This is a genomic window from Chryseobacterium herbae (assembly GCF_025154075.1).
Lineage (GTDB): Bacteria > Bacteroidota > Bacteroidia > Flavobacteriales > Weeksellaceae > Chryseobacterium > Chryseobacterium herbae.
The window spans coordinates 139,990-158,870 of sequence record NZ_JAOAMU010000001.1; the positions used below are offsets into that span (position 1 = coordinate 139,990).

An 18,881-nucleotide genomic window follows, 5' to 3' on the forward strand; every position below is an offset into this window, starting at 1 on the left:
GAGTTCCACGGTTATTAGTTTTTTACAATATAATGAGTTAAGAATGTTCCAATTACTGGAGCTCCTGTGCATCCGCCTTTTCGAAAACATCTCTTCTTTGGGAAGCATGTTCTTCGTTAAATATTTCCCCATCCTTCATATTCACAATTCTGGAAGCAAAACCTGCATCGTAAGAAGAGTGCGTTACCATGACAATGGTAGAGCCTTCTCTGTGAAGTTCTGCCAGGAGATTCATCACCTCATTTCCGTTGGAACTGTCAAGATTTCCGGTAGGTTCATCGGCAAGAATCAATTGAGGTTTTGTCACCAAAGCTCTTGCAACGGCCGCCCTTTGCTGCTGACCTCCCGAAAGCTGCTGGGGATAATGCTTGGCACGGTGACCGATATTAATTTGCTCCATAATTTCCTCTACCCTTCTTTTTCTTTCAGAAGAGGAAACGCCGTTATAAATTAATGGTAGTTCTATATTTTCGTACACACTAAGCTCATCTATCAGATTAAAATTCTGGAAAATGAAGCCTATATTTTTCTTTCGGATAGCCGATTTCTTTTTCTCTCCTGCTTTTACAGTTTCCACTTCTCCAAATTTGTAAGACCCCGTGGAAGCATCATCCAGCAGGCCGAGAATATTAAGAAATGTAGATTTTCCACAGCCTGAAGGCCCCATTATGGCTACAAACTCCCCTTCTTTGATATGAAGACTGATGTTATTCAAAGCATTGGTCTGTACATCTTCAGTTTTATAGATTTTAGAAAGATTCTGAACGTTGATCATTTTAATTCTTATTTAAATGTGAAGGTTAATTATTTTTATTTTTTAATCTCAAGGATTTCGTATTTTTTAATATCTGAATAGTCAGATGTAATCACTGTTTCACCGCTTTTCAGTCCTGAAACTACTTCGTAAAATAAAGGATTTTCGCGCCCTAAAACAACGTTTCTTTTTTCTGCTTTATTTCCTTTGACCACGAAGATCCATTTTCCGTTGGTATCTTTATAAAAATTACCTTTTGGAACCATGACACTCTGGGTATCAGCAGAAAGTTTGAGCTTTACACCAAAGGTCATCCCTATTTTCAGGTTTTGAGGTTTTACATCTGTAAAGTTAAGTTCTACAGAAAACTGTCCGTCTTTTACTTCCGGTAAAATTTTAGTGATGATCACCTGGTATGATTTACCATCATTCTCCAGGCTTCCTTTGATTCCGTTTTGAAGTTTATTGATGTAATATTCATCTACTTTGGCCACTAATTTATAGCCATCCATCAAATCAATTTTACCAATACTCTGGCCCGTTGTCAGGTTTTCCCCTATCGAAACATTAAATGATGACAATCTACCTGAAGCCGGAGCCATGATGAGGAAATTGTTTTTATTGGAATGCAGGATCTGACGGCTTTTCTCCATTTGACCGATAGAAGAATTAATAGCAGACATTTGAGAGCTTCTGGATTTTTTTTCAGTAAAAGCACCCTTTTCTACGATTGATTTTCTTTGTTTCTGGTAATTCAGATTCTGCAGACTGATATCATAATCGGTCTTTTTTCCGATCTCAGCGTCATACAGACGTTTTTGCAGATTAAACGACTGTAAGGCCGTGTTATAATCATTCTGGGACTGCAACAATTCTTTGTCCTGAACGAATTCCTGATTTTTAAGTTCAAGAAGTGTACTTCTCATCTGGCTGATCTGCTGCATGATTCCCGTTTCCTGATTCAGATAATTAAACTCTGTATTCGGGTTGTAGACTCTTGCAATAGGTTGTCCTTTCGTGAGGATCTGCCCATCTTCCGCAAATTTTTCCTTTATGGCGCCACCTTCCAGAACATTCACCAGGGATGAGTTTAAAGATTGTGTCTGTGCGGTGAGCATCAGCATGTCTTCAAATTTTCCACGGCTGACTTCTTCTATCTGAATGTCTTCCGCTGAAATATTATACGTCTTTTTCTGTTTCATGAAATACAGACTGAACAGTGATCCTGCCACTATAATCGTCAATCCGATTAAAACAATTTTCAATGTCGATTTCTTTTTTACTATTTTCGTATCCATAATTAAGATAACTCGTTTGCTTACAATTAATTACACAATCCAGATGCCAGTAAATTATAAATCTGTAAGTGATTGACAATCTGAAATAAAGCTTTAAACCCGTTGGTTAAAACTGTTCATTATCGGACACTTTTTGTGCGGAAATGAACACTTAAGCTTTACATTTGTGTAAGGAGTTCTCTGTTTAATTAATTTTTTAAATAATATGCGTAAAAAAGAAGCCCATATATTGATTGTAGATGATGATGAAGATATTTTATTTTCTGCAAGAGTCTGGCTCAAGAAATTTTTCTCGGAAGTAAGCTGCCTCAGCCAGCCCACAAAAGTTCTGAAATTTATCGTTGAACATCAAATCGATGCGGTTGTTTTAGACATGAATTTCCGGAAGGGATTTGAAAGTGGTCAGGATGGTCTGTACTGGATGAATGAGATTAAAACCCTTGAACCCCAGCTGCCTGTCATTCTGATGACGGCTTACGGAGAAGTGGAATTAGCGATCGAAGGTTTAAAAAAGGGAGCTTCCGATTTTATCCTCAAACCATGGAATAATGAAAAACTGTATGCTTCTGTGAATCTTGCCGTAGATCTTTCACGGAAAAATAAAAAGCTGAGCCAATGGGAAAATATCAATCAAAAAAGCAATCAGTATCAGCTGGACAGTCATTCGCCGAAAATGCAGGAGATTCTTGAACAGATCAAAAAGGTTTCTCCAACTGACGCCAATATTCTTCTTCTGGGTGAAAATGGAACGGGAAAATATGTTTTGGCGGAATCTATTCATGAGCAATCAGACAGAAAGAATGAGCCTTTTGTCCACATCGATTTAGGAAGTATTTCTGAAAATCTTTTCGAAGCTGAATTATTCGGATATAAGAAGGGAGCCTTTACAGATGCGCATCAGGATTATGCCGGAAAAATAGAAAACACCCAGAACGGAACTGTTTTTCTGGACGAAATTGGTAACCTTCCTCTTCAGCTCCAAACTAAACTCCTTAGTTTGATCCAGAACAGAAAACTTTCCAGAATTGGTGAGACGAAGGAAAGGATGCTGGATGTACGTTTTATTTTTGCAACCAATGAAAATCTGAAAAAAGCAGTGGCGGAAAACCGTTTCCGTCAGGATTTATACTACAGGATCAATACGGTGGAGATTAATATTCCCGCCTTGAGAGAAAGGCAGGAGGATATCAATCTTCTGGCCACCTATTTCTTAGACCGATATAAGCAGAAATACCATAAGCCGAATTTAGAATTATCTGAAAACTTATTATCCCAGCTAAAAAATTATCCATGGCCCGGAAATATCCGTGAACTGGACCATTGTATAGAAAGAAGCGTAATTTTATCCAATGATAAAAGTCTTCAGCTGCTGATGCCCCAACTGGAAGAACAGGAAAATACAATCACCAACCTGAATATTGAAGACATGGAAGAAATACTCATCAAAAAAGCGCTGAAAAAGCATCAGGGCAACATATCTTTGGCTGCCGAAGACCTTGGACTCTCCAGAGCGGCTTTGTACAGAAGGATGGAAAAATTCGGACTATAGTTGAATCTACATATACATTTCAATGAGTAAAAATAATTACATCTGGCTAATTTATATTTCATTGGCCATCGCATGCGGAATATTGGGTTATCATTTTTTCATGTTGGAAAAATGGATAAATGTGCTTCTTTTTTCTGCTCTGGTGCTGATTTTAGTTATTTTAGCCAATTCCTCATTTTTATCTCAGATTACAAAAGCAGAGAAAATTATTCAATCCATTATTAAAAAAGATTTTTCATTATTTCCAAAGGAAGAAGGTTCTGAGCTTATGAGCAGCAGTATACAACTGTATTATCAGAGCAAAAACGAACACCTTTCTCTATCTTCCTATAAACTGCTGTATGAGAGTATTTTAGACCAAATAGACACGGGTCTGATGATTTTATCTGAAACCGATAACGAGTGGAAAGTATTTTATGTGAATCCTACCTTTCTGAATATTCTTGAAATTCCAAAATACAATTCATGGAAGCTGTATGCCGCTAAAATTCCCGAATTTTATAAAATTATTGAGGAGACGAATTATGAAAGCTGGCAGGAATTTCTTGACATTTCTATCCGCCAGAATGCGAAACAGTCTTTTTCCATGAGAACGAAACAGGTGAAAAATGTTCAGCACAGCTTCTTCATCATTACTTTGGAATCTGTTCAGAAAATTATTGAACAGAAAGAAAAACTGGCCTGGAACAATCTTATGAAAGTCATTTCTCATGAACTTTTAAATACATTAACTCCGGTCAACAGTCTTATCCAAAACCTGGAATACATTAGTAATCAAGAAACGGTAAACAAGGAAGATCAGGAAGAAATGAAAGAAAGTCTGATGATTATTACTTCAAAATCAAAACAGCTCCTCAATTTCGTTGACAATTACCGTCAGGTGGCGGAACTCCCAAAACCTATCCTTAAAAATGTATCGCTGAAAACAATTACAGAATCTGCGGTTGATTTCTTAAAACATGAATTTGAAAAGAATCATATTCAAGTGGTTTTAGACCTGGAAGAACACTTTGTTTCCGCAGATGTGAAAATGATTGAACGAAGCATTATCAACCTTTATCTTAACGCTATATTTGCGGTCTCAGAAAAGGAAGAAAAGATTATTAAAACATCCATAAAATCTCAAAACAACAGGGTTATTTTAACCTTAACGGACAATGGTTCCGGCATTACCGATGAGATTAAAAATAAAATATTTCTTCCGTTTTTTACCACAAGAAACGGAGGCTCCGGAATTGGTTTAACCCTTTCCAAAAGTATTATGGAAGCCCATCGGGGCTATCTTATCTATCATGCACAGGAGGAAGGAAGCTCCTTTGAGATGTGGTTTTTACAATAGAAAAAATTCAGGATTTTTAAGATTACGAAAATGTTTTAAAATTTCGCGCAGATTAATCAGATAACGCAGATTTTACTTTATTAATCTGCTTTATTCGTATCATCAGCGTGAGCAAAGAGAAATTATTTCCGGATTTTAATGAAATGTTTTTTATTAACCACGGATTACACGGATTTTCACAGATGTTTACGTTTATTAGACTGTTGAATTTGAAAGCATAAAAAAAGGAGCTCATCCTTATGGACAGCTCCTCTTTTTCTGTGTTAAACGACCTTCAAATACCAAAACTTCTCTATAGTAATTTGTGTTTTTTTAATAGTGGCTTTCGAGAAATTCAGCCAAAGGTCATGCATACACCTTATATTAATTCATCACTTAGCGTTTTAAGCAATTATAGTTTTATAACTTTACACCTACAATTACCCTTATTCATTCGCATAGAACTAAAATTCTTTTCAGATTCTAATTTTATGCGTTTTTTTCATTTGTTGTTTTTGTTGGTACAAAGTAACGACATTGCCCGCTACAATGACGGACAAATGGCATCGATATATATCGATAAAGGCATAGATGTTTATCGATTTAATGGTCTGAATAGTGGGAAAAATTTAGAGCGGACTATAGAAATCCTAGATTTTATGGTGTGTTTTGACCAGATCGATCAGTTCAACAAGGTTTTCTATTTTTAATTTCTCAAATATATTTTTTTTGATCGTACTTACCGTATTCTGCTTGATATTCAAGTGATTGGCAATTTCCAGGTTTCCATTCCCTTCTGCGTACATTTCTGCAATCTGCAATTCTCGGTTCGTTAAACGGCTCAGCGGATTGATCAGATCCGGGTTGTGAACAAACTGAACCATCAAATTCCGGGATAACGGAGAAAAATATTCTCCTTTTTGTACCATTTCTGTGATGGCCTGCCTTATCTCCTCTTCTTCACTTAATTTACTTACATACCCGTTAGCGCCGGCTTTAATAAATTTAAGGACGTGCAGATCTTCTTCAAGGCCTGTAAACATCAGGATTTTAATATGGGGATTCGCCGTTTTCATCTGCGACAGGATATGCAGACTGTTCCCATCCGGAAAATGGGCATCGATTACGGCTATTTCCACTCCTTTTGATACTATCAGTTCCACGATCTGCAATAAAGACGAGGTTTGATAGATCCTGGCATTCGGAACGATTTCGTCTATAAGAATCGCCATTCCCTGGCGTACAATGCTGTGATCATCCGCTAAAAGGAATACCATCTCTTTATCTTCAATTGGCTCCTCCATTATTATTGATATTTAAATTGATACTGAATGTTACTTTTGTTCCTTTATGCAATTTACTTGAAACCGCTATCTCTCCGTCGAAAAGCTCGATGATTTCTTTGCATAAACTCAGTCCAAGACCGGCTCCAAAATTATTAATTTCGTCTGATATCATTCCCTGATAATACGGTTCAAAAATTTTATCCAGGTCAGATTCTGATATTCCTACCCCTGTATCTGCTACGGTTGTAGTCAGAGTGATTGTATTGGCACCTTTCATTTCGGTGGCCATGGAAAGATCGATCTGACCGTTTTCTGTGAATTTATTGGCATTTCCCAGAATGTTCATAAAGATCTGGTTCATTTTAATATTGTCTGAGCTTACCACAATGTTTTCAGGGATTCTGTCTGTGACCAAAAATTTATTGTTCCTTGTTTCAATGTAAGGCGTGATGGCTGTTGTAATAGAATTAATTTCATCTTTAAGATTAAAGACCGTTTTATTAAGTTGTTTTTGAGCCTCCTGATTTTTTGTGTACTCTAATATCTGGTTCGATTGAATCAACAATGTACTATTGGTGAATTTTATCGACTTCAGATAGTCTTTCGTGGTCTCATCTTTCGTGGTTCTGTTGATCTTATCAATAAAAATGTTAATAATTTTCAACGGAGACATCAGTTCATGGCTCAGCATTCCCAGAATTCTGTTCTTAAAGGTAAGGCTCTTTTTAATTTCCTTATTCGCGGCATTAAGTCTTAATTCGTAGATGAACGCCATTCTGGTGAAATACATGATCAGGATCGATACGATAAACATCAGGACCATTAATCCCAGGACCAGATACTTTCTGATTCTGTTATTATCCGAACTCTGCTGATTGTATTCTTTTTCCAGCTCTGATTTAAAGTCTTTGATGGCTTTTTCATACACATTAATCAAGCCGTTGCTATACACCAAGAGTTTACTGAAATTATTGTAAAAATGGGCATTGTCCCGCTGACTTTTAACCGCAGACTGCTGAACCTTCCGCACCTCATCCGAATAATGCTTATCCATAGATTTGATGGCATTGTCCATTTCCGATTTTACATTGGAAATATCTACCGTTTTATTATTGGTCATCGTGATCACCGTGCTTTCTTTCTGCACTTCCACTTTCCCTGATATCGCATCTTTCAGACGTCCCATAAAACCTTTCTTTTTAATGGTGTCAGAATAGGTATGGGTTTGTATTTTCAGATCTTCAAAGTTATTTTTATACTTCTTCAGTTCGTATGGCTTCTCCTCCACTTTTGCAGGCGGGTTCAGAGAAGACTGGTAGGCCGAATCGATCAGTACTTTCAGTTTTTTAACTTCCAGGGTATCTTTTTTCTGCAAAGCCAGATTGTTTTTCAATCTTGGACGGAGACTTTCGTACTCTCCTATTTTGTCAAAATTAGTTTTAAGTTTCTTAATGGACTGGAAATACAGTTGAAGGTCTTTGTCATCCTGACTGACCATATATTTCTGTAGATAATTTTGGGCATCCATGAAATCTTTTCTCGAATCATCAGTCAGTCCACCCAGAGCGCGGCTCTCCTCCAGCTGATCTTTAATGAACTTCAGTTTCTTTTCATTGACAAATTCGTTGTAAAAAAATATGGCTATAATGACCTGTATCAATAAAATACATAGGATCAGTGAGTAATGAACAATCTTCCTCAATTTAAAATTTAAGAATTTATTTTTCATATCTATTTATCAGCTAAATTAATTTTCTGATTACTTAAGTCTGTGGGCATTAGTTTTAACGATATAATTTACAACAAAAAATCCAGTAATGCGTTCATAACATTCAATAGGCAAAGTTAAAGTAATTTTTGGCTTATTTCCTCAGTAATTGGCTGATATAAACCCGAAATTTAATTATGTCACGCATCAAAACATGCTCCGTTTCAGGGGTCCAATTTGTGTAAGTCATCAAAAAAACACCAGGTTATCCTGAAAATAAAATTTATAATTACATTATGAAACAAATAATTCACACAAAGCCTTCAAAGCACTATAGATAAACGATTTCTAAGAATACATGAAAAATATACGCGTGAATATCTACAAGAAAAAAACAATGCCGGATGAACCGATAATTATAAAAAATTGATCCTTATTTTGACCAGTCGTGATAAACATTGTACTTCATGCCAACATAAAGTATATTTGTATCATACTATTGCGATATGAATGCACAGGAAATTCTGAGAACCCACATTAACAAGGTTGTTGATCTTACTGATGAACAGTTTGATTATTTTTTCTCCCTGTTTAAGCCTGTATCTTTTAAGAAAGGTCAGATCCTCATCAGTGAAGGTCAGGACGTGGATCATGAATATTTTGTTCTGGATGGCTGTTTAAAGACATTTTACACCAATGACAGCCTGAAAATGCACATTCTCCAGTTCGCAACCAGTCAATGGTGGGCCTCCGACTACAATGCGCTGTACAATGATGAGAAAGCTTCTTTCGGCGTGGATTGTGTTGCAGATGCCCAAACCCTCTGCCTTTACAGCGAAGACCGGGAAAAAGTATGCCGGGAAATCCATGAAGTTGAGCATTTTCTGCGCTGGCGTTCCAACAGAGGTTATGTAGGATTGCAGAAAAGAATACTGTCGCTCCTGAATAATAATGCACGCAGCCGGTATGAAGAATTAATGGCCCAACATCCCGAGCTGTACAATCTCGTACCCAAACATTTAATAGCCGCCTATCTGGGCGTTTCAAGAGAAACCCTGAGCCGCCTGTATCATTCCTAAATAAGTGATCCAGATCACAAAAAGAACATACTTTACCGTAAAGTGACATAGGTCACACCATAATCTTCCTTTTTTGCTCCAAATTCGTATTGTTATTTAAAGACAAAACAATGGAACAACCTATTCCTGTGAGTATGAATGTTCCGGACAATTTTTTGTCTTTTCAAACCCTACACAATAATTTGTAATTTTTAAAATTCAATACAATGAAAACAACAGACTTCAAAGTACTTTTCGTACTTACATCACACGATCAACTGGGCAATACCGGACATAAAACAGGTTTTTGGTCGGAAGAACTTGCCGCTCCCTATTATTCATTAACGGACGCTGGCGTTCAGGTTACCCTTGCTTCCCCGCTGGGTGGCAGACCTCCTCTGGACCCGAAAAGTGAACTTCCTGATTTCCAAACCGATGAAACCAGACGTTTTGATGCAGATGAAGCCTTACAGGAAAAATTATCTCACACCGTAAAACTTAGTGAGGTAAAAGAGGAAGATTATGATGCTGTCTTTTATCCGGGCGGCCATGGACCGCTTTGGGATCTTACCAATGATGAAAACTCGATTGCTCTGATTGAAGCATTTTACAGAAAAGGTAAGCCTGTGGCAGCGGTTTGTCACGCTCCGGGCGTATTAAGATTCGTGAAAAATGAAGACGGTTCTCCATTGGTACAGGGAAAACAGGTGACCGGATTTGCCAACAGCGAAGAGGAAGCTGTGCAACTGACTGATATCGTTCCTTACCTGGTAGAAGATGAACTGAAAAAACTGGGTGGAATTTACAGCAAAACGGAGGACTGGCAAAGCTATGTGGTCAAAGACGGACATTTAATTACAGGACAAAATCCGGGATCATCCACTGCAGTGGCGCAGAAATTACTTGACTTACTGAACAGTCAAAATTAATAAGGGTTTTATCATTATGAAGTTTAGATATCCGCGGCCTGCATGTTCCATGCAGGCCGCGGATTTTATATTCCACACGTGCGGAATTCCCTTAAATAAGTTTTATAAATTCTTGATTTTTATCAAGAGGAGCTCTCCTATATTCCTCTACTTTTATCAAAAAATTAATTAATACTATTGTTATGTTTATAGGACACTTCGGACTTTCATTCGCTGCTAAAAAATTGGCCCCAAAGGTTTCATTAGGAACTCTTTTTATCGCGACCCAGTTTGTAGATCTTCTTTGGCCATTCCTGCTTATTTTCAATATTGAAAAAGTGGCTATTGTGCCGGGTTATACGGAAACCAATGCTTTTGAATTTCTCTTTTACCCTTATACACACAGTTTATTGATGAATATGGTTTGGGGAATAGTGATAGGATTTATCTATTGGTTGATCAAGCGGGACAAACGAGGATCTGTTATTGTTGGGCTTTGCGTATTCAGCCACTGGTTTCTGGATGTGATTGTGCATGTAGCGGACTTACCTTTAACTCCCTTCAGCGATTATAAAGTGGGACTTGGTCTCTGGAATCACTTAGCCGCTACTCTGGTCATTGAAACAGCCCTGTTCATGATAGGTACAGCTATTTATATCACTTGTACAAAAGCCAAAAATAAAATAGGAAAATGGGGACTCTGGACGTTGGTTGTTTTACTTTTAGCCATTCATTTCGGAAATGCATTTGGACCTGCTCCATCCAATTCAATAATGACGTTATTCGTGTCTTCTGTAATTGCATCTGCACTCATTATTTCGCTCTCGTACTGGGTAGATAAAAACAGAGAAATGAAAGGATGATCATCGTTTTTTTAATCCGAAACTTCTATCAGGAATTTTCAATCTGGCGTTTTCTTATCCTGCTGAATGTTTCAGCGGTCATCCCCAGAACAGAGGCTATATATTGCAAAGGAACCTGATTAAACAATGCTTTGTTATATTGAAAATAGGCGTAATATCTTTCTTCTGCACTCATTGATAAGTGGGAGAAAACCCGTTCTTCCATCATGGTAAAGCATTTGACGATAAATCTTTTTTCAATCTCAATCCATTTAGGGAATTCTTTGCAAAGTTTGCGGTAGTTTTCTTTGGTGATGGTTAATAGTTGAGTGTCAGTCAGAGCCTGTATCGTCCAGCGGTTGGGCTGATCAAAAAAGAAACCCATCACTTCCGTTATCAGGTAATTTTCTGTAGAAATCCATTGTGTGATCTCCTTTCCATCCGACAAAGTATAAACCCTCAGAATGCCGGATTGGACGATGCTTAACTTGTTACAGACTTTATCTGATTCTGTGAAAATATCGTTTTTCTGAAGCTTTTCTTCAGTAAAATAGGAATACAGCATTTCCAGTTCCTGATCCGTCAGCTGTCCAAAATGTTCCTGAATTAATTTGTTAAAATTTTGCACGAAAGATATTTGTAATTGGTAAGAAGGTTCAAATATACAGAATAGTTTTTCAGTATAATTTTCTGATGACACCTATTTTGCTACCTCATCCGTTCAATTTTAAATGACCATTCAAAGCATTTCATTCTTTATATTTGGATGAATATGATAAAAAAAATATTTTCCACGGTAGTCCTGCTGAATCTTTTTTATTCCTGTCAGTCTCAGGATTCTAAAGTTGTTTTGATTGATAAGCTGGACAAAAGCTTCAAGGTTGCTCAATTTTATGAACCAAAGCTGAAAAAAACAGATGAACTTTTATCTTCTGATGTAAAAAAGATGGATAAAAAAGCGGCAAAAAAAGCTTTGGAGGCTGCGATGTTCGCCAAAGATACGCTGGCTTTTTATAAATCAAACGGAAGATTACCCTCTGAATTTTATGTAGAATCTACCAACGACTGGATGTCGAGGAAAGAGAAACCTGTCAAATACTTTGGGTATGCATACAGCACGGTTGCTTACGATGAAGAAAAAGACACGCTCGCTATCTTAAATAAAGTCGCATTTCCTTCTTTGGGCATGACAGAAAATAATAAAGGGGAATTCGTTTATTTACTGGCTACCAAAACCTCAAAAAATAAAAATGATATGGCCAATATCCTGGGTTTCCTGAAAAAGAATTGTACCCGCGTGAATATTGAAGATCAGTCATCAGAAAAAGTAAGCTGCTGGGAAGATAAAAACTTCTATTATGTGCTGTCCGCAACAGATGGAAAGAAAGAGGAAATTCTCTCCTACGATCCTTCAGGAAATAAGAATTCAAAAACCGTGGATATTACAGACATCCGTTTAAAAATATATTCTAAAGACTATGTTCAGACGATGAGGAATGAGAAAGCCTATCTGCCGGATTATTTACCGAATCATAAAGAGAAATAGAGATGGAAGCCGGAAGAGGGAGGCTGGAAGTTAATATGGGTTGTGTAATCTTTGGAAGCCATTAATTTAAATCCAAACTCGATTTATTTCTTCAACATCAATAACTTCCCTCTTCCAGCTTCAGACTTCCCTACTTATTAAAAGAACTCCTGAATTCCACAGGGGAAAGATTTGTCTTGCTTTTAAATAGTTTCGTGAAGGACTGCGGATGTTCAAAACCCAGTTCATAGGCAATTTCACTGATTGATAAATCTGTTACAGACAGTTTTTCTTTAGCCTTTTCAATTAATTTGTCATGAATAATTTGCTGGGTACTTTGTCCTGTAAGTGTTTTAAGGAGCCTGCTCAGGTAGTTGGAAGATACATGAAGTTCATCCGCAACCCATTGCACGGTGGGTAATCCTGTTGAAACCAGATCATTATTTTTAAAATATCTACTCAGTAGATCTTCTAAACGGTCAAGGGTTTTATGATTGATGATTTTCCTTGTGATAAACTGCCGTTCATAAAATCTTTCCGAATAATTGAGCAAAGTTTCAATGTGGGAAATAATGATATTCTGACTGAATTTATCAATAGCAGCATGATATTCCTGTTGAATATTTTCTATAATTCCGTTGATCATTTTTTCTTCTTTATGGGAAAGAAACAAAGCTTCATTCACCGAATAGCCGAAAAAATCATATTGTTTTATGGTTTTTGCAAGAGAGGTATTCCATAAAAAGTCCGGATGAATCAATAACATCCACCCGGATTTTTCTGTCTGAGAATCTGTATCAGCCTCAATTCTGAAGACCTGATGGGGAGCAATGAAAAACATCGTTCCTTCATCGAAATCATAAGCCTGCTGCCCGTATTTCAATTGCCCATTAATTCCAATTTTCAGAGAAATCATATAAAAATCCAGCATCCAGTTGACCTCCCCAATATCAGCGGGTCTCTTCACCGAATTATAGTCAACAACGCTGATCATTGGATGTTCAGGTGGTTCCAATCCCCTTGAACGGTGAAATTCTGTGATGGTTTTTATCCTTTGTGTTGTGCGTTGTTCCATAGGAATAAAGTTACGATTAGATTTTAGATTTTTAGATTTCAGACACGAGATTTCAGATACGAGACTTTTAGGTTAAGGTTGAGATTGATGTTAGAAATGTCAATGGCGGCTTCGAGAGCCTCAGCCGCCAGAGATATTTGTCATTACTTTAACTGAGAGTAACAATGAAACAGCAACAGACAACCCGTAACGCGCTCACTCTAAAACTCTCCGACACTCACACCCCGATAGGCAACAGCAAATTCTTTTGCAAAATCAGCCAGCTTTACTTTTCCTAAAACAGGTTGATGAATATTGTAATCTTCATACAATACACCACTTCCCTGGCTTGCCTGAGTTTCTACAAACCCTTTTGCTACCTGCTCATTGAACCCGATTTTCAGCCAGTTTTGCAATAATTCTTCGTCCCGTATGACGTTCCATTTTAAATCCGGTTGACCAATCGCTTCACCCAAAGCTTTTGCAATTTCATTCGGTGAAACTTCATCACTTGCCACGTAACGGATAGTCCTTCCTTCAAATGGTTTTTCCATCTCTTCAGCAATCACATCCGCAATATCCAGCGGTGAAACCCATGGTTCTTTTCGGTCACCACCCCAGTTGGAAATAATAGCCCCCTTATTTTTAATGGTATTGATGAACGAAAACATATTGAAGTAAATACCCACCGGACGGATACATTTAATGGCAACATCCTCCGGCAACTGTTTCAAAATCTGTTCTACATGATGATGAAAAACAATAATTCCGGTCCCCTGATCCGTGTGCGCGCCGATACTGCTGAGATGAACAATCTTTTTCACCCCCGACTGTTCTACCGCTGTTCTGTAAGCATCACCAATTTTGATGATGGAGCCCATAAAATCAACACTTTTATCAAACAGATCTCCGGCGGCTTCCATGGTTTCCATTAAATAAACGATGTCCGCTCCTTTAAATGTTTCAGTCAGGAAATCTGCATCAAACATGCTTCCTGTAGCGGCTTTTGCACCGAGATTTTCAATAGCTGCGGTTCTTTCTGCATGGCTGCTGATCACCGTCACAGCATGTCCTCTTTGTACAAGTTGTTCCGTAAGTGGCTTCCCGATGTTCCCAATGGAACCTGTTAAAACAATATTCATTTTTTATCTTTTTTGTTGGTGTAAAATTCTGAATATCTCCTAAAACAGGCTTATCCTAATCTATCTTCTTCTTAGCCAAAAACGAACTCTGTATATTATATTTCAATCAGAATGATAATAAAGACAATCTTTAAACACAAAAAAGGACAAATCAATGATTTGTCCTTTTATATTTATCAGCTCAATCCTACTGGTGCTGCTCAATTTTAGCCTTTGGTCTGTACTTTTTATCTAACTCCCGAACCAAATCCATCGTTGTGGATGAAAGAACATAGGCGTTCTTATCTTTTTTCGATGCCTTATCGTATAAATAAACAAACCTGAAAGGGTCATCAACATGTTTGATCAATTCTTTTTTATACCCTGCTTTTTCTATGATGGCAGACATATAACATCCCGGAACATGACCATTAGTGTTCCCTGTATTAATCAGCTTATTAATCTTTAATGTAGACCGGTCCAATGGTTTTACAGACAATAGCGAATCTATATTTTTAATGGCTTTCGCTCCGTCTGCAATAAATTCTTCGCGCGTCCCTCTCTGATATTCCAATAACTTCACTGCATCTTTACCTTCATATATTTTATCAGTAAGATCGGCACTTCCTTCATTCAGAATTCTTTGAAGCAGACCAACAATTACGGCATCCTGATCTTCCACGTCAAATACAAGCTGTGGCCTCAGTACATGATGAAACTCGTGGCCTCCCATAGCTCCCATTCTATTCATATCATGAAAATAAGCCGACAGCAGGGTATATACCATCCAGCTATTCTTTACATGGGCATCATTGTGGATAGGGATAATAGTCACTTTCAGTTCAGGCGCCGTTTTCTGATACTGTTTGGGAAGCATCTGATACGTATACTGATAGCACGTATCAAAATAATGTTTAGGATCTTTTTTAATATCGACGAGGTATTTTTTCATTTGATCTTCATTGACCTTATACTCATTGACAATATAATACCACCAATTGTTCATCGGTTTTTTCAGTCTTTTCTGTAACTCGGCACTGTTTTTTGGCATATAGACCGTTTCCATGGCCTTTCTGTAATTCTCTATATAAGCACTGTCAACACCCTGATCATTCAGATAGACCTGTATGGCTTCATTTTTTAAAAATTGATTCCAGGTTTTCTTGTCAAGAGGTTTATCATTTTTCAAGTCCTGAGTAATTTTAAAATATTCCCAGCATGTGCTGTCATCGAAGGTTTGGGAATAGACTATCTGAGAAGACAGAAAAGCAAACAAAGTCAATATAATTTGTTTAATCATTGATTTATTTTTTTAATGAATGTTATGTGGCTAAAATACAATAAAACCCAGCAGATATAACGATCTCAGGTAAAACAATTAAAAATAATACAGTATTGCTTTTATTGTATGAAATTTATTACAGCAAAGACTTATTCAGCGAAGGTTGAATAGCTGTCTGTCGTTATAAAAAAATCTCCTATCGCCCCCATTAGTATTTTCTATATTCATAAGGAGATCTTCCTATGATATTTCCCTAACTTGTATCCTTTAAAACAATTAAAGAAATACAAAATACATGCAGATCATTTTCAGTTGAATTTATAATGTTTTTACTGTTACAGAAACTAAATTCTAATGATTATCGTACGTATTTAAAAGCAAACAACAGCAAAAATAGCTTCATCATTTTATGACGAATAAAGATTTTAATGCCCGGAAAGGGTTTACATTCAGCAGACATGTTCCGGAAGAGATCTCGCACTTCGACCGGATCTTTGATGTTTTCAAAGATTTGCTGACCCATACTTCAGGGGATATTGAGGAAGCCTTTGAATGGCTCGATGTGCTGGATAAAGAATATGATATTTTTACCGATGAATATTCCCTTCAGGACTTTGAAGAGGATTTGAAAAAGCGCGGCTATATCAAAGAGGAAGAGGATGATTCCAAAGATGGCAATTCCGGAACGGGAAAAGGAAAAAACATCCTGACCGCCAAACTGGAGGCTGCTTTACGGGAGTATGCCCTGGATCAGATTTTCGGAAAACTCAAAAAAAGCGGCGCAGGAAATCACCGGACCACCAAAACCGGAGTGGGCGATGAACGTGACGGCGAAAACCGTTCCTTTCAATACGGAGACGATCTGTCCACGGTGAACATGACCGAAAGCTTAAAAAACGCACAGATCAATAATGGAATTTCTGACCTCCGCCTTACGGAAGACGATCTTATCGTAGAGGAAACCAAACACAAGGCCCAAATGAGCACTGTGCTGATGATCGATATCAGTCACTCTATGGTTTTATACGGTGAAGACCGAATTACACCAGCCAAAAAAGTGGCGATGGCTTTAGTGGAATTAATCAACCGGAAATATCCTAAAGATTCCATAGACATTATTGTCTTCGGAAACGAGGCCTGGCCGATCAAAATTAAGGATCTCCCCTATTTAAAAGTAGGTCCTTATCACACCAATACGGTGGCTGGTCTGGAACTGGCAATGGATATTCTTCGCAGAAAAAGAAATACCAACAAGCAGATTTTTATGATCACCGACGGAAAGCCAAGCTGTATTCAGCTGCCTACCGGAGAATTTTATATGAACAGCAACGGCCTGGATGAACTGATTGTTTCCCAGTGCCTCAACAGAGCGGCCCAAGCCCGAAAACTAAAAATTCCGATCACCACTTTTATGATCGCCCAGGATCCTTATCTGCGTAAATTTGTGGAAGCTTTCACCGCACAAAATAAAGGAAAAGCTTTTTTAACAGGGCTTTCGGGGCTGGGACAAATGATTTTTGAAGATTACGAAAAAAACAGGATAAAGAGGATATAGATTTTTAGATACAAGACATGAGACTAAGAGACACGAGACTTGAGATTTCTAATTATTCTATTCAATAATTACTATTACTTAAAAAGAAAATGAAAAACGATATTACATTTAAAGAATTAAAAAAGTCCGGGTATACGGATAAAACGATCAATCAGGAAATTCAGGCCAATTTAATTGCAAAAATTAAAGCGAAAGAGCCGGTATTCGAAGGACTTTGGGGTTATGAAGACTCTGTGGTTCCCCAACTGAAAAAGGCTATTCTTGCCGGTCACCACATCAATCTTTTAGGGTTACGTGGACAGGCTAAAACCAGAATTGCGAGAAGTATGGTGAACCTTCTTGATGAATACATGCCTGTCGTAAAAGGCTCTGAAATCAATGACAGTCCGTTTCAGCCTATTTCAAAATATGCAAGAGATCTCATTGCGGAACATGGCGATGAAACCCCGATTTCATGGGTACACCGTTCCAACCGTTTCTTTGAAAAGCTGGCTACCCCTGACGTGAATGTTGCCGATTTAATTGGGGACATCGATCCTATCAAAGCTGCGACCTTAAAACTCCCTTATTCCGATGAGCGTGTTTTACATTACGGGATGATTCCGCGTGCCAACCGTTCTATATTTGTCCTGAATGAACTTCCGGATTTACAAGCCAGAATTCAGGTTTCTTTATTCAATATTCTGCAGGAAGGAGATATCCAGATCCGTGGATTTCAATTGAGAATGCCCCTTGATATTCAGTTTGTCTTTACGGCCAACCCTGAAGATTATACCAACAGAGGAAGCATTGTGACCCCGTTGAAAGACAGAATCGGGTCCCAGATTTTCACCCATTACCCTAAAACCATTGCGCTTGCCAGACAGATCACGGAACAGGAAGCCTTAATTTCGGCTGAAGACCGTTCGCAGATACAGATCCCGGGATTGGCCAAAGATCTTTTGGAAGAAGTCGCTTTTGTAGCCCGCGACAGTGAATATGTAGATGCAAAAAGTGGGGTCAGTGCACGTCTTACCATCAGTGCGATGGAAAACTTAGTGGCTGCAGCCAAATTGCGTCTGATTGAATCCGACACAGAAAAAACAACCGTTCGTCTTCTTGATTTTATGTCTATCATTCCATCCATTACCGGGAAAATTGAACTCGTGTATGAAGGTGAGCAGGAAGGCGCAGATTATGTCGCGAAAGTATTAATTGACCAAGCCGTGATGATCCAGTTTGAAACCCTGTTCCCGCGCATATCCAAGCTGGAAAAAGAGGGAATAAAAACGCCATACACCGATCTGATCAAATGGTTTAACAAGAATCATCTTGAGCTCAATTATACGGATACCGATGAGGAATTCTATGCTAAACTCAACAGCATAACCCCTTTGGTAGAAGTCGTGGAAGAAAATACTTCAGAATTGAGCAAAGAAGATCAGGATTTCTGCAAAGAACTGGTTTTATGGGCATTGACCATCAGCAAAAAATTAGACAAATCTGAAAACCAGTCTGCTTTCACTTTTGATTCTGCTGGAATCGGACAATATTTACGTAACTAGTAGAATAAGAACACCTTCATCAATTATTTGGTGAATGCATTTCAAATAAAAACAAAACCCTTCAGCTTTCAACCTGAAG

The 18,881-nt window shown here is 37.8% G+C and carries 16 protein-coding genes; 8 read left to right on the forward strand and 8 right to left on the reverse strand.

What is annotated here, in order from left to right:
• Positions 1-52: 52 nt before the first annotated feature.
• Both N0B48_RS00645 and N0B48_RS00650 read right to left on the reverse strand, forming a co-directional pair.
• Positions 53-775, reverse strand: a complete 723-nt coding sequence (locus tag N0B48_RS00645) for an ABC transporter ATP-binding protein (RefSeq protein WP_090024801.1) — start codon at positions 773-775, stop codon at positions 53-55.
• 35 nt (positions 776-810) lie between these two features.
• A complete protein-coding gene (locus tag N0B48_RS00650; RefSeq protein ID WP_259835680.1) occupies positions 811-2,052 on the reverse strand; it encodes an efflux RND transporter periplasmic adaptor subunit in 1,242 nt (413 codons plus the stop codon).
• A 205-nt stretch (positions 2,053-2,257) separates the two neighbouring features.
• Here N0B48_RS00650 and N0B48_RS00655 point away from each other — a divergent pair, with 205 nt between their 5' ends.
• Positions 2,258-3,601 (forward strand): sigma-54-dependent transcriptional regulator, encoded by a 1,344-nt coding sequence (locus N0B48_RS00655; RefSeq protein ID WP_259835681.1) that lies wholly within the window; start codon positions 2,258-2,260, stop codon positions 3,599-3,601.
• Between the two features lie 22 nt (positions 3,602-3,623).
• A complete protein-coding gene (locus N0B48_RS00660) occupies positions 3,624-4,940 on the forward strand; it encodes a sensor histidine kinase (protein ID WP_259835683.1) in 1,317 nt (438 codons plus the stop codon).
• Positions 4,941-5,569: 629 nt separating this feature from the next.
• Here N0B48_RS00660 and N0B48_RS00665 read toward each other — a convergent pair.
• Together N0B48_RS00665 and N0B48_RS00670 are read right to left on the reverse strand one after the other, a co-directional pair.
• Entirely contained in the window at positions 5,570-6,223 is a 654-nt protein-coding gene (locus N0B48_RS00665; RefSeq protein ID WP_259835686.1) for a response regulator transcription factor, read from the reverse strand.
• Positions 6,207-7,934, reverse strand: a complete 1,728-nt coding sequence (locus N0B48_RS00670; RefSeq protein WP_259835688.1) for a sensor histidine kinase — start codon at positions 7,932-7,934, stop codon at positions 6,207-6,209. Before N0B48_RS00670 ends, N0B48_RS00665 begins: the two co-directional genes overlap by 17 nt.
• A gap of 485 nt (positions 7,935-8,419) precedes the next feature.
• Between N0B48_RS00670 and N0B48_RS00675 the strand changes: the two genes are divergently transcribed.
• The 3 genes from N0B48_RS00675 (at position 8,420) to N0B48_RS00685 (ending at position 10,742) form a co-directional block, all read left to right on the forward strand.
• Positions 8,420-8,992, forward strand: coding sequence for a Crp/Fnr family transcriptional regulator (locus N0B48_RS00675; protein ID WP_259835691.1), 573 nt, complete (start codon positions 8,420-8,422; stop codon positions 8,990-8,992).
• 206 nt (positions 8,993-9,198) lie between these two features.
• Positions 9,199-9,900 carry a type 1 glutamine amidotransferase domain-containing protein gene (locus N0B48_RS00680; protein ID WP_259835693.1) on the forward strand — a complete coding sequence of 234 codons (702 nt, stop codon included), beginning with the start codon at positions 9,199-9,201 and terminating at the stop codon, positions 9,898-9,900.
• A gap of 182 nt (positions 9,901-10,082) precedes the next feature.
• Positions 10,083-10,742, forward strand: a complete 660-nt coding sequence (locus N0B48_RS00685) for a metal-dependent hydrolase (RefSeq protein WP_259835696.1) — start codon at positions 10,083-10,085, stop codon at positions 10,740-10,742.
• Positions 10,743-10,770: 28 nt separating this feature from the next.
• Here the strand turns inward: N0B48_RS00685 and N0B48_RS00690 are convergent, their stop codons facing one another.
• Entirely contained in the window at positions 10,771-11,349 is a 579-nt protein-coding gene (locus N0B48_RS00690) for a Crp/Fnr family transcriptional regulator (protein ID WP_259835699.1), read from the reverse strand.
• 144 nt (positions 11,350-11,493) lie between these two features.
• Between N0B48_RS00690 and N0B48_RS00695 the strand changes: the two genes are divergently transcribed.
• Positions 11,494-12,267: a hypothetical protein gene (locus N0B48_RS00695; protein ID WP_259835702.1), complete on the forward strand. Its 774-nt coding sequence runs from the start codon at positions 11,494-11,496 to the stop codon at positions 12,265-12,267.
• Between the two features lie 130 nt (positions 12,268-12,397).
• Here the strand turns inward: N0B48_RS00695 and N0B48_RS00700 are convergent, their stop codons facing one another.
• The 3 genes from N0B48_RS00700 to N0B48_RS00710 form a co-directional block, all read right to left on the reverse strand.
• Entirely contained in the window at positions 12,398-13,321 is a 924-nt protein-coding gene (locus N0B48_RS00700; protein WP_259835704.1) for an AraC family transcriptional regulator, read from the reverse strand.
• A 200-nt stretch (positions 13,322-13,521) separates the two neighbouring features.
• Positions 13,522-14,442 (reverse strand): SDR family oxidoreductase, encoded by a 921-nt coding sequence (locus N0B48_RS00705; protein ID WP_259835705.1) that lies wholly within the window; start codon positions 14,440-14,442, stop codon positions 13,522-13,524.
• A 187-nt stretch (positions 14,443-14,629) separates the two neighbouring features.
• Complete coding sequence (locus tag N0B48_RS00710) at positions 14,630-15,721, reverse strand: DUF5700 domain-containing putative Zn-dependent protease (RefSeq protein WP_259835707.1); 1,092 nt, start codon at positions 15,719-15,721, stop codon at positions 14,630-14,632.
• A gap of 391 nt (positions 15,722-16,112) precedes the next feature.
• Between N0B48_RS00710 and N0B48_RS00715 the strand changes: the two genes are divergently transcribed.
• Positions 16,113-17,258 (forward strand): vWA domain-containing protein, encoded by a 1,146-nt coding sequence (locus N0B48_RS00715; RefSeq protein ID WP_259835709.1) that lies wholly within the window; start codon positions 16,113-16,115, stop codon positions 17,256-17,258.
• A gap of 89 nt (positions 17,259-17,347) precedes the next feature.
• Positions 17,348-18,802 carry a sigma 54-interacting transcriptional regulator gene (locus N0B48_RS00720; RefSeq protein WP_259835711.1) on the forward strand — a complete coding sequence of 485 codons (1,455 nt, stop codon included), beginning with the start codon at positions 17,348-17,350 and terminating at the stop codon, positions 18,800-18,802.
• Positions 18,803-18,881 lie beyond the last annotated feature (79 nt).

Bases quoted from the DNA above. Each gene is read 5' to 3' on its own strand.
- N0B48_RS00655 (WP_259835681.1), top strand. From the start codon at position 2,258: ATGCGTAAAAAAGAAGCCCATATATTGATTGTAGATGATGATGAAGAT.
- N0B48_RS00695 (WP_259835702.1), top strand. From the start codon at position 11,494: ATGATAAAAAAAATATTTTCCACGGTAGTCCTGCTGAATCTTTTTTAT.
- N0B48_RS00680 (WP_259835693.1), top strand. From the start codon at position 9,199: ATGAAAACAACAGACTTCAAAGTACTTTTCGTACTTACATCACACGAT.
- N0B48_RS00670 (WP_259835688.1), bottom strand. From the start codon at position 7,934: ATGAAAAATAAATTCTTAAATTTTAAATTGAGGAAGATTGTTCATTAC.
- N0B48_RS00705 (WP_259835705.1), bottom strand. From the start codon at position 14,442: ATGAATATTGTTTTAACAGGTTCCATTGGGAACATCGGGAAGCCACTT.
- N0B48_RS00685 (WP_259835696.1), top strand. From the start codon at position 10,083: ATGTTTATAGGACACTTCGGACTTTCATTCGCTGCTAAAAAATTGGCC.
- N0B48_RS00665 (WP_259835686.1), bottom strand. From the start codon at position 6,223: ATGGAGGAGCCAATTGAAGATAAAGAGATGGTATTCCTTTTAGCGGAT.
- N0B48_RS00660 (WP_259835683.1), top strand. From the start codon at position 3,624: ATGAGTAAAAATAATTACATCTGGCTAATTTATATTTCATTGGCCATC.
- N0B48_RS00675 (WP_259835691.1), top strand. From the start codon at position 8,420: ATGAATGCACAGGAAATTCTGAGAACCCACATTAACAAGGTTGTTGAT.
- N0B48_RS00710 (WP_259835707.1), bottom strand. From the start codon at position 15,721: ATGATTAAACAAATTATATTGACTTTGTTTGCTTTTCTGTCTTCTCAG.
- N0B48_RS00720 (WP_259835711.1), top strand. From the start codon at position 17,348: ATGAAAAACGATATTACATTTAAAGAATTAAAAAAGTCCGGGTATACG.
- N0B48_RS00645 (WP_090024801.1), bottom strand. From the start codon at position 775: ATGATCAACGTTCAGAATCTTTCTAAAATCTATAAAACTGAAGATGTA.
- N0B48_RS00700 (WP_259835704.1), bottom strand. From the start codon at position 13,321: ATGGAACAACGCACAACACAAAGGATAAAAACCATCACAGAATTTCAC.
- N0B48_RS00715 (WP_259835709.1), top strand. From the start codon at position 16,113: ATGACGAATAAAGATTTTAATGCCCGGAAAGGGTTTACATTCAGCAGA.
- N0B48_RS00650 (WP_259835680.1), bottom strand. From the start codon at position 2,052: ATGGATACGAAAATAGTAAAAAAGAAATCGACATTGAAAATTGTTTTA.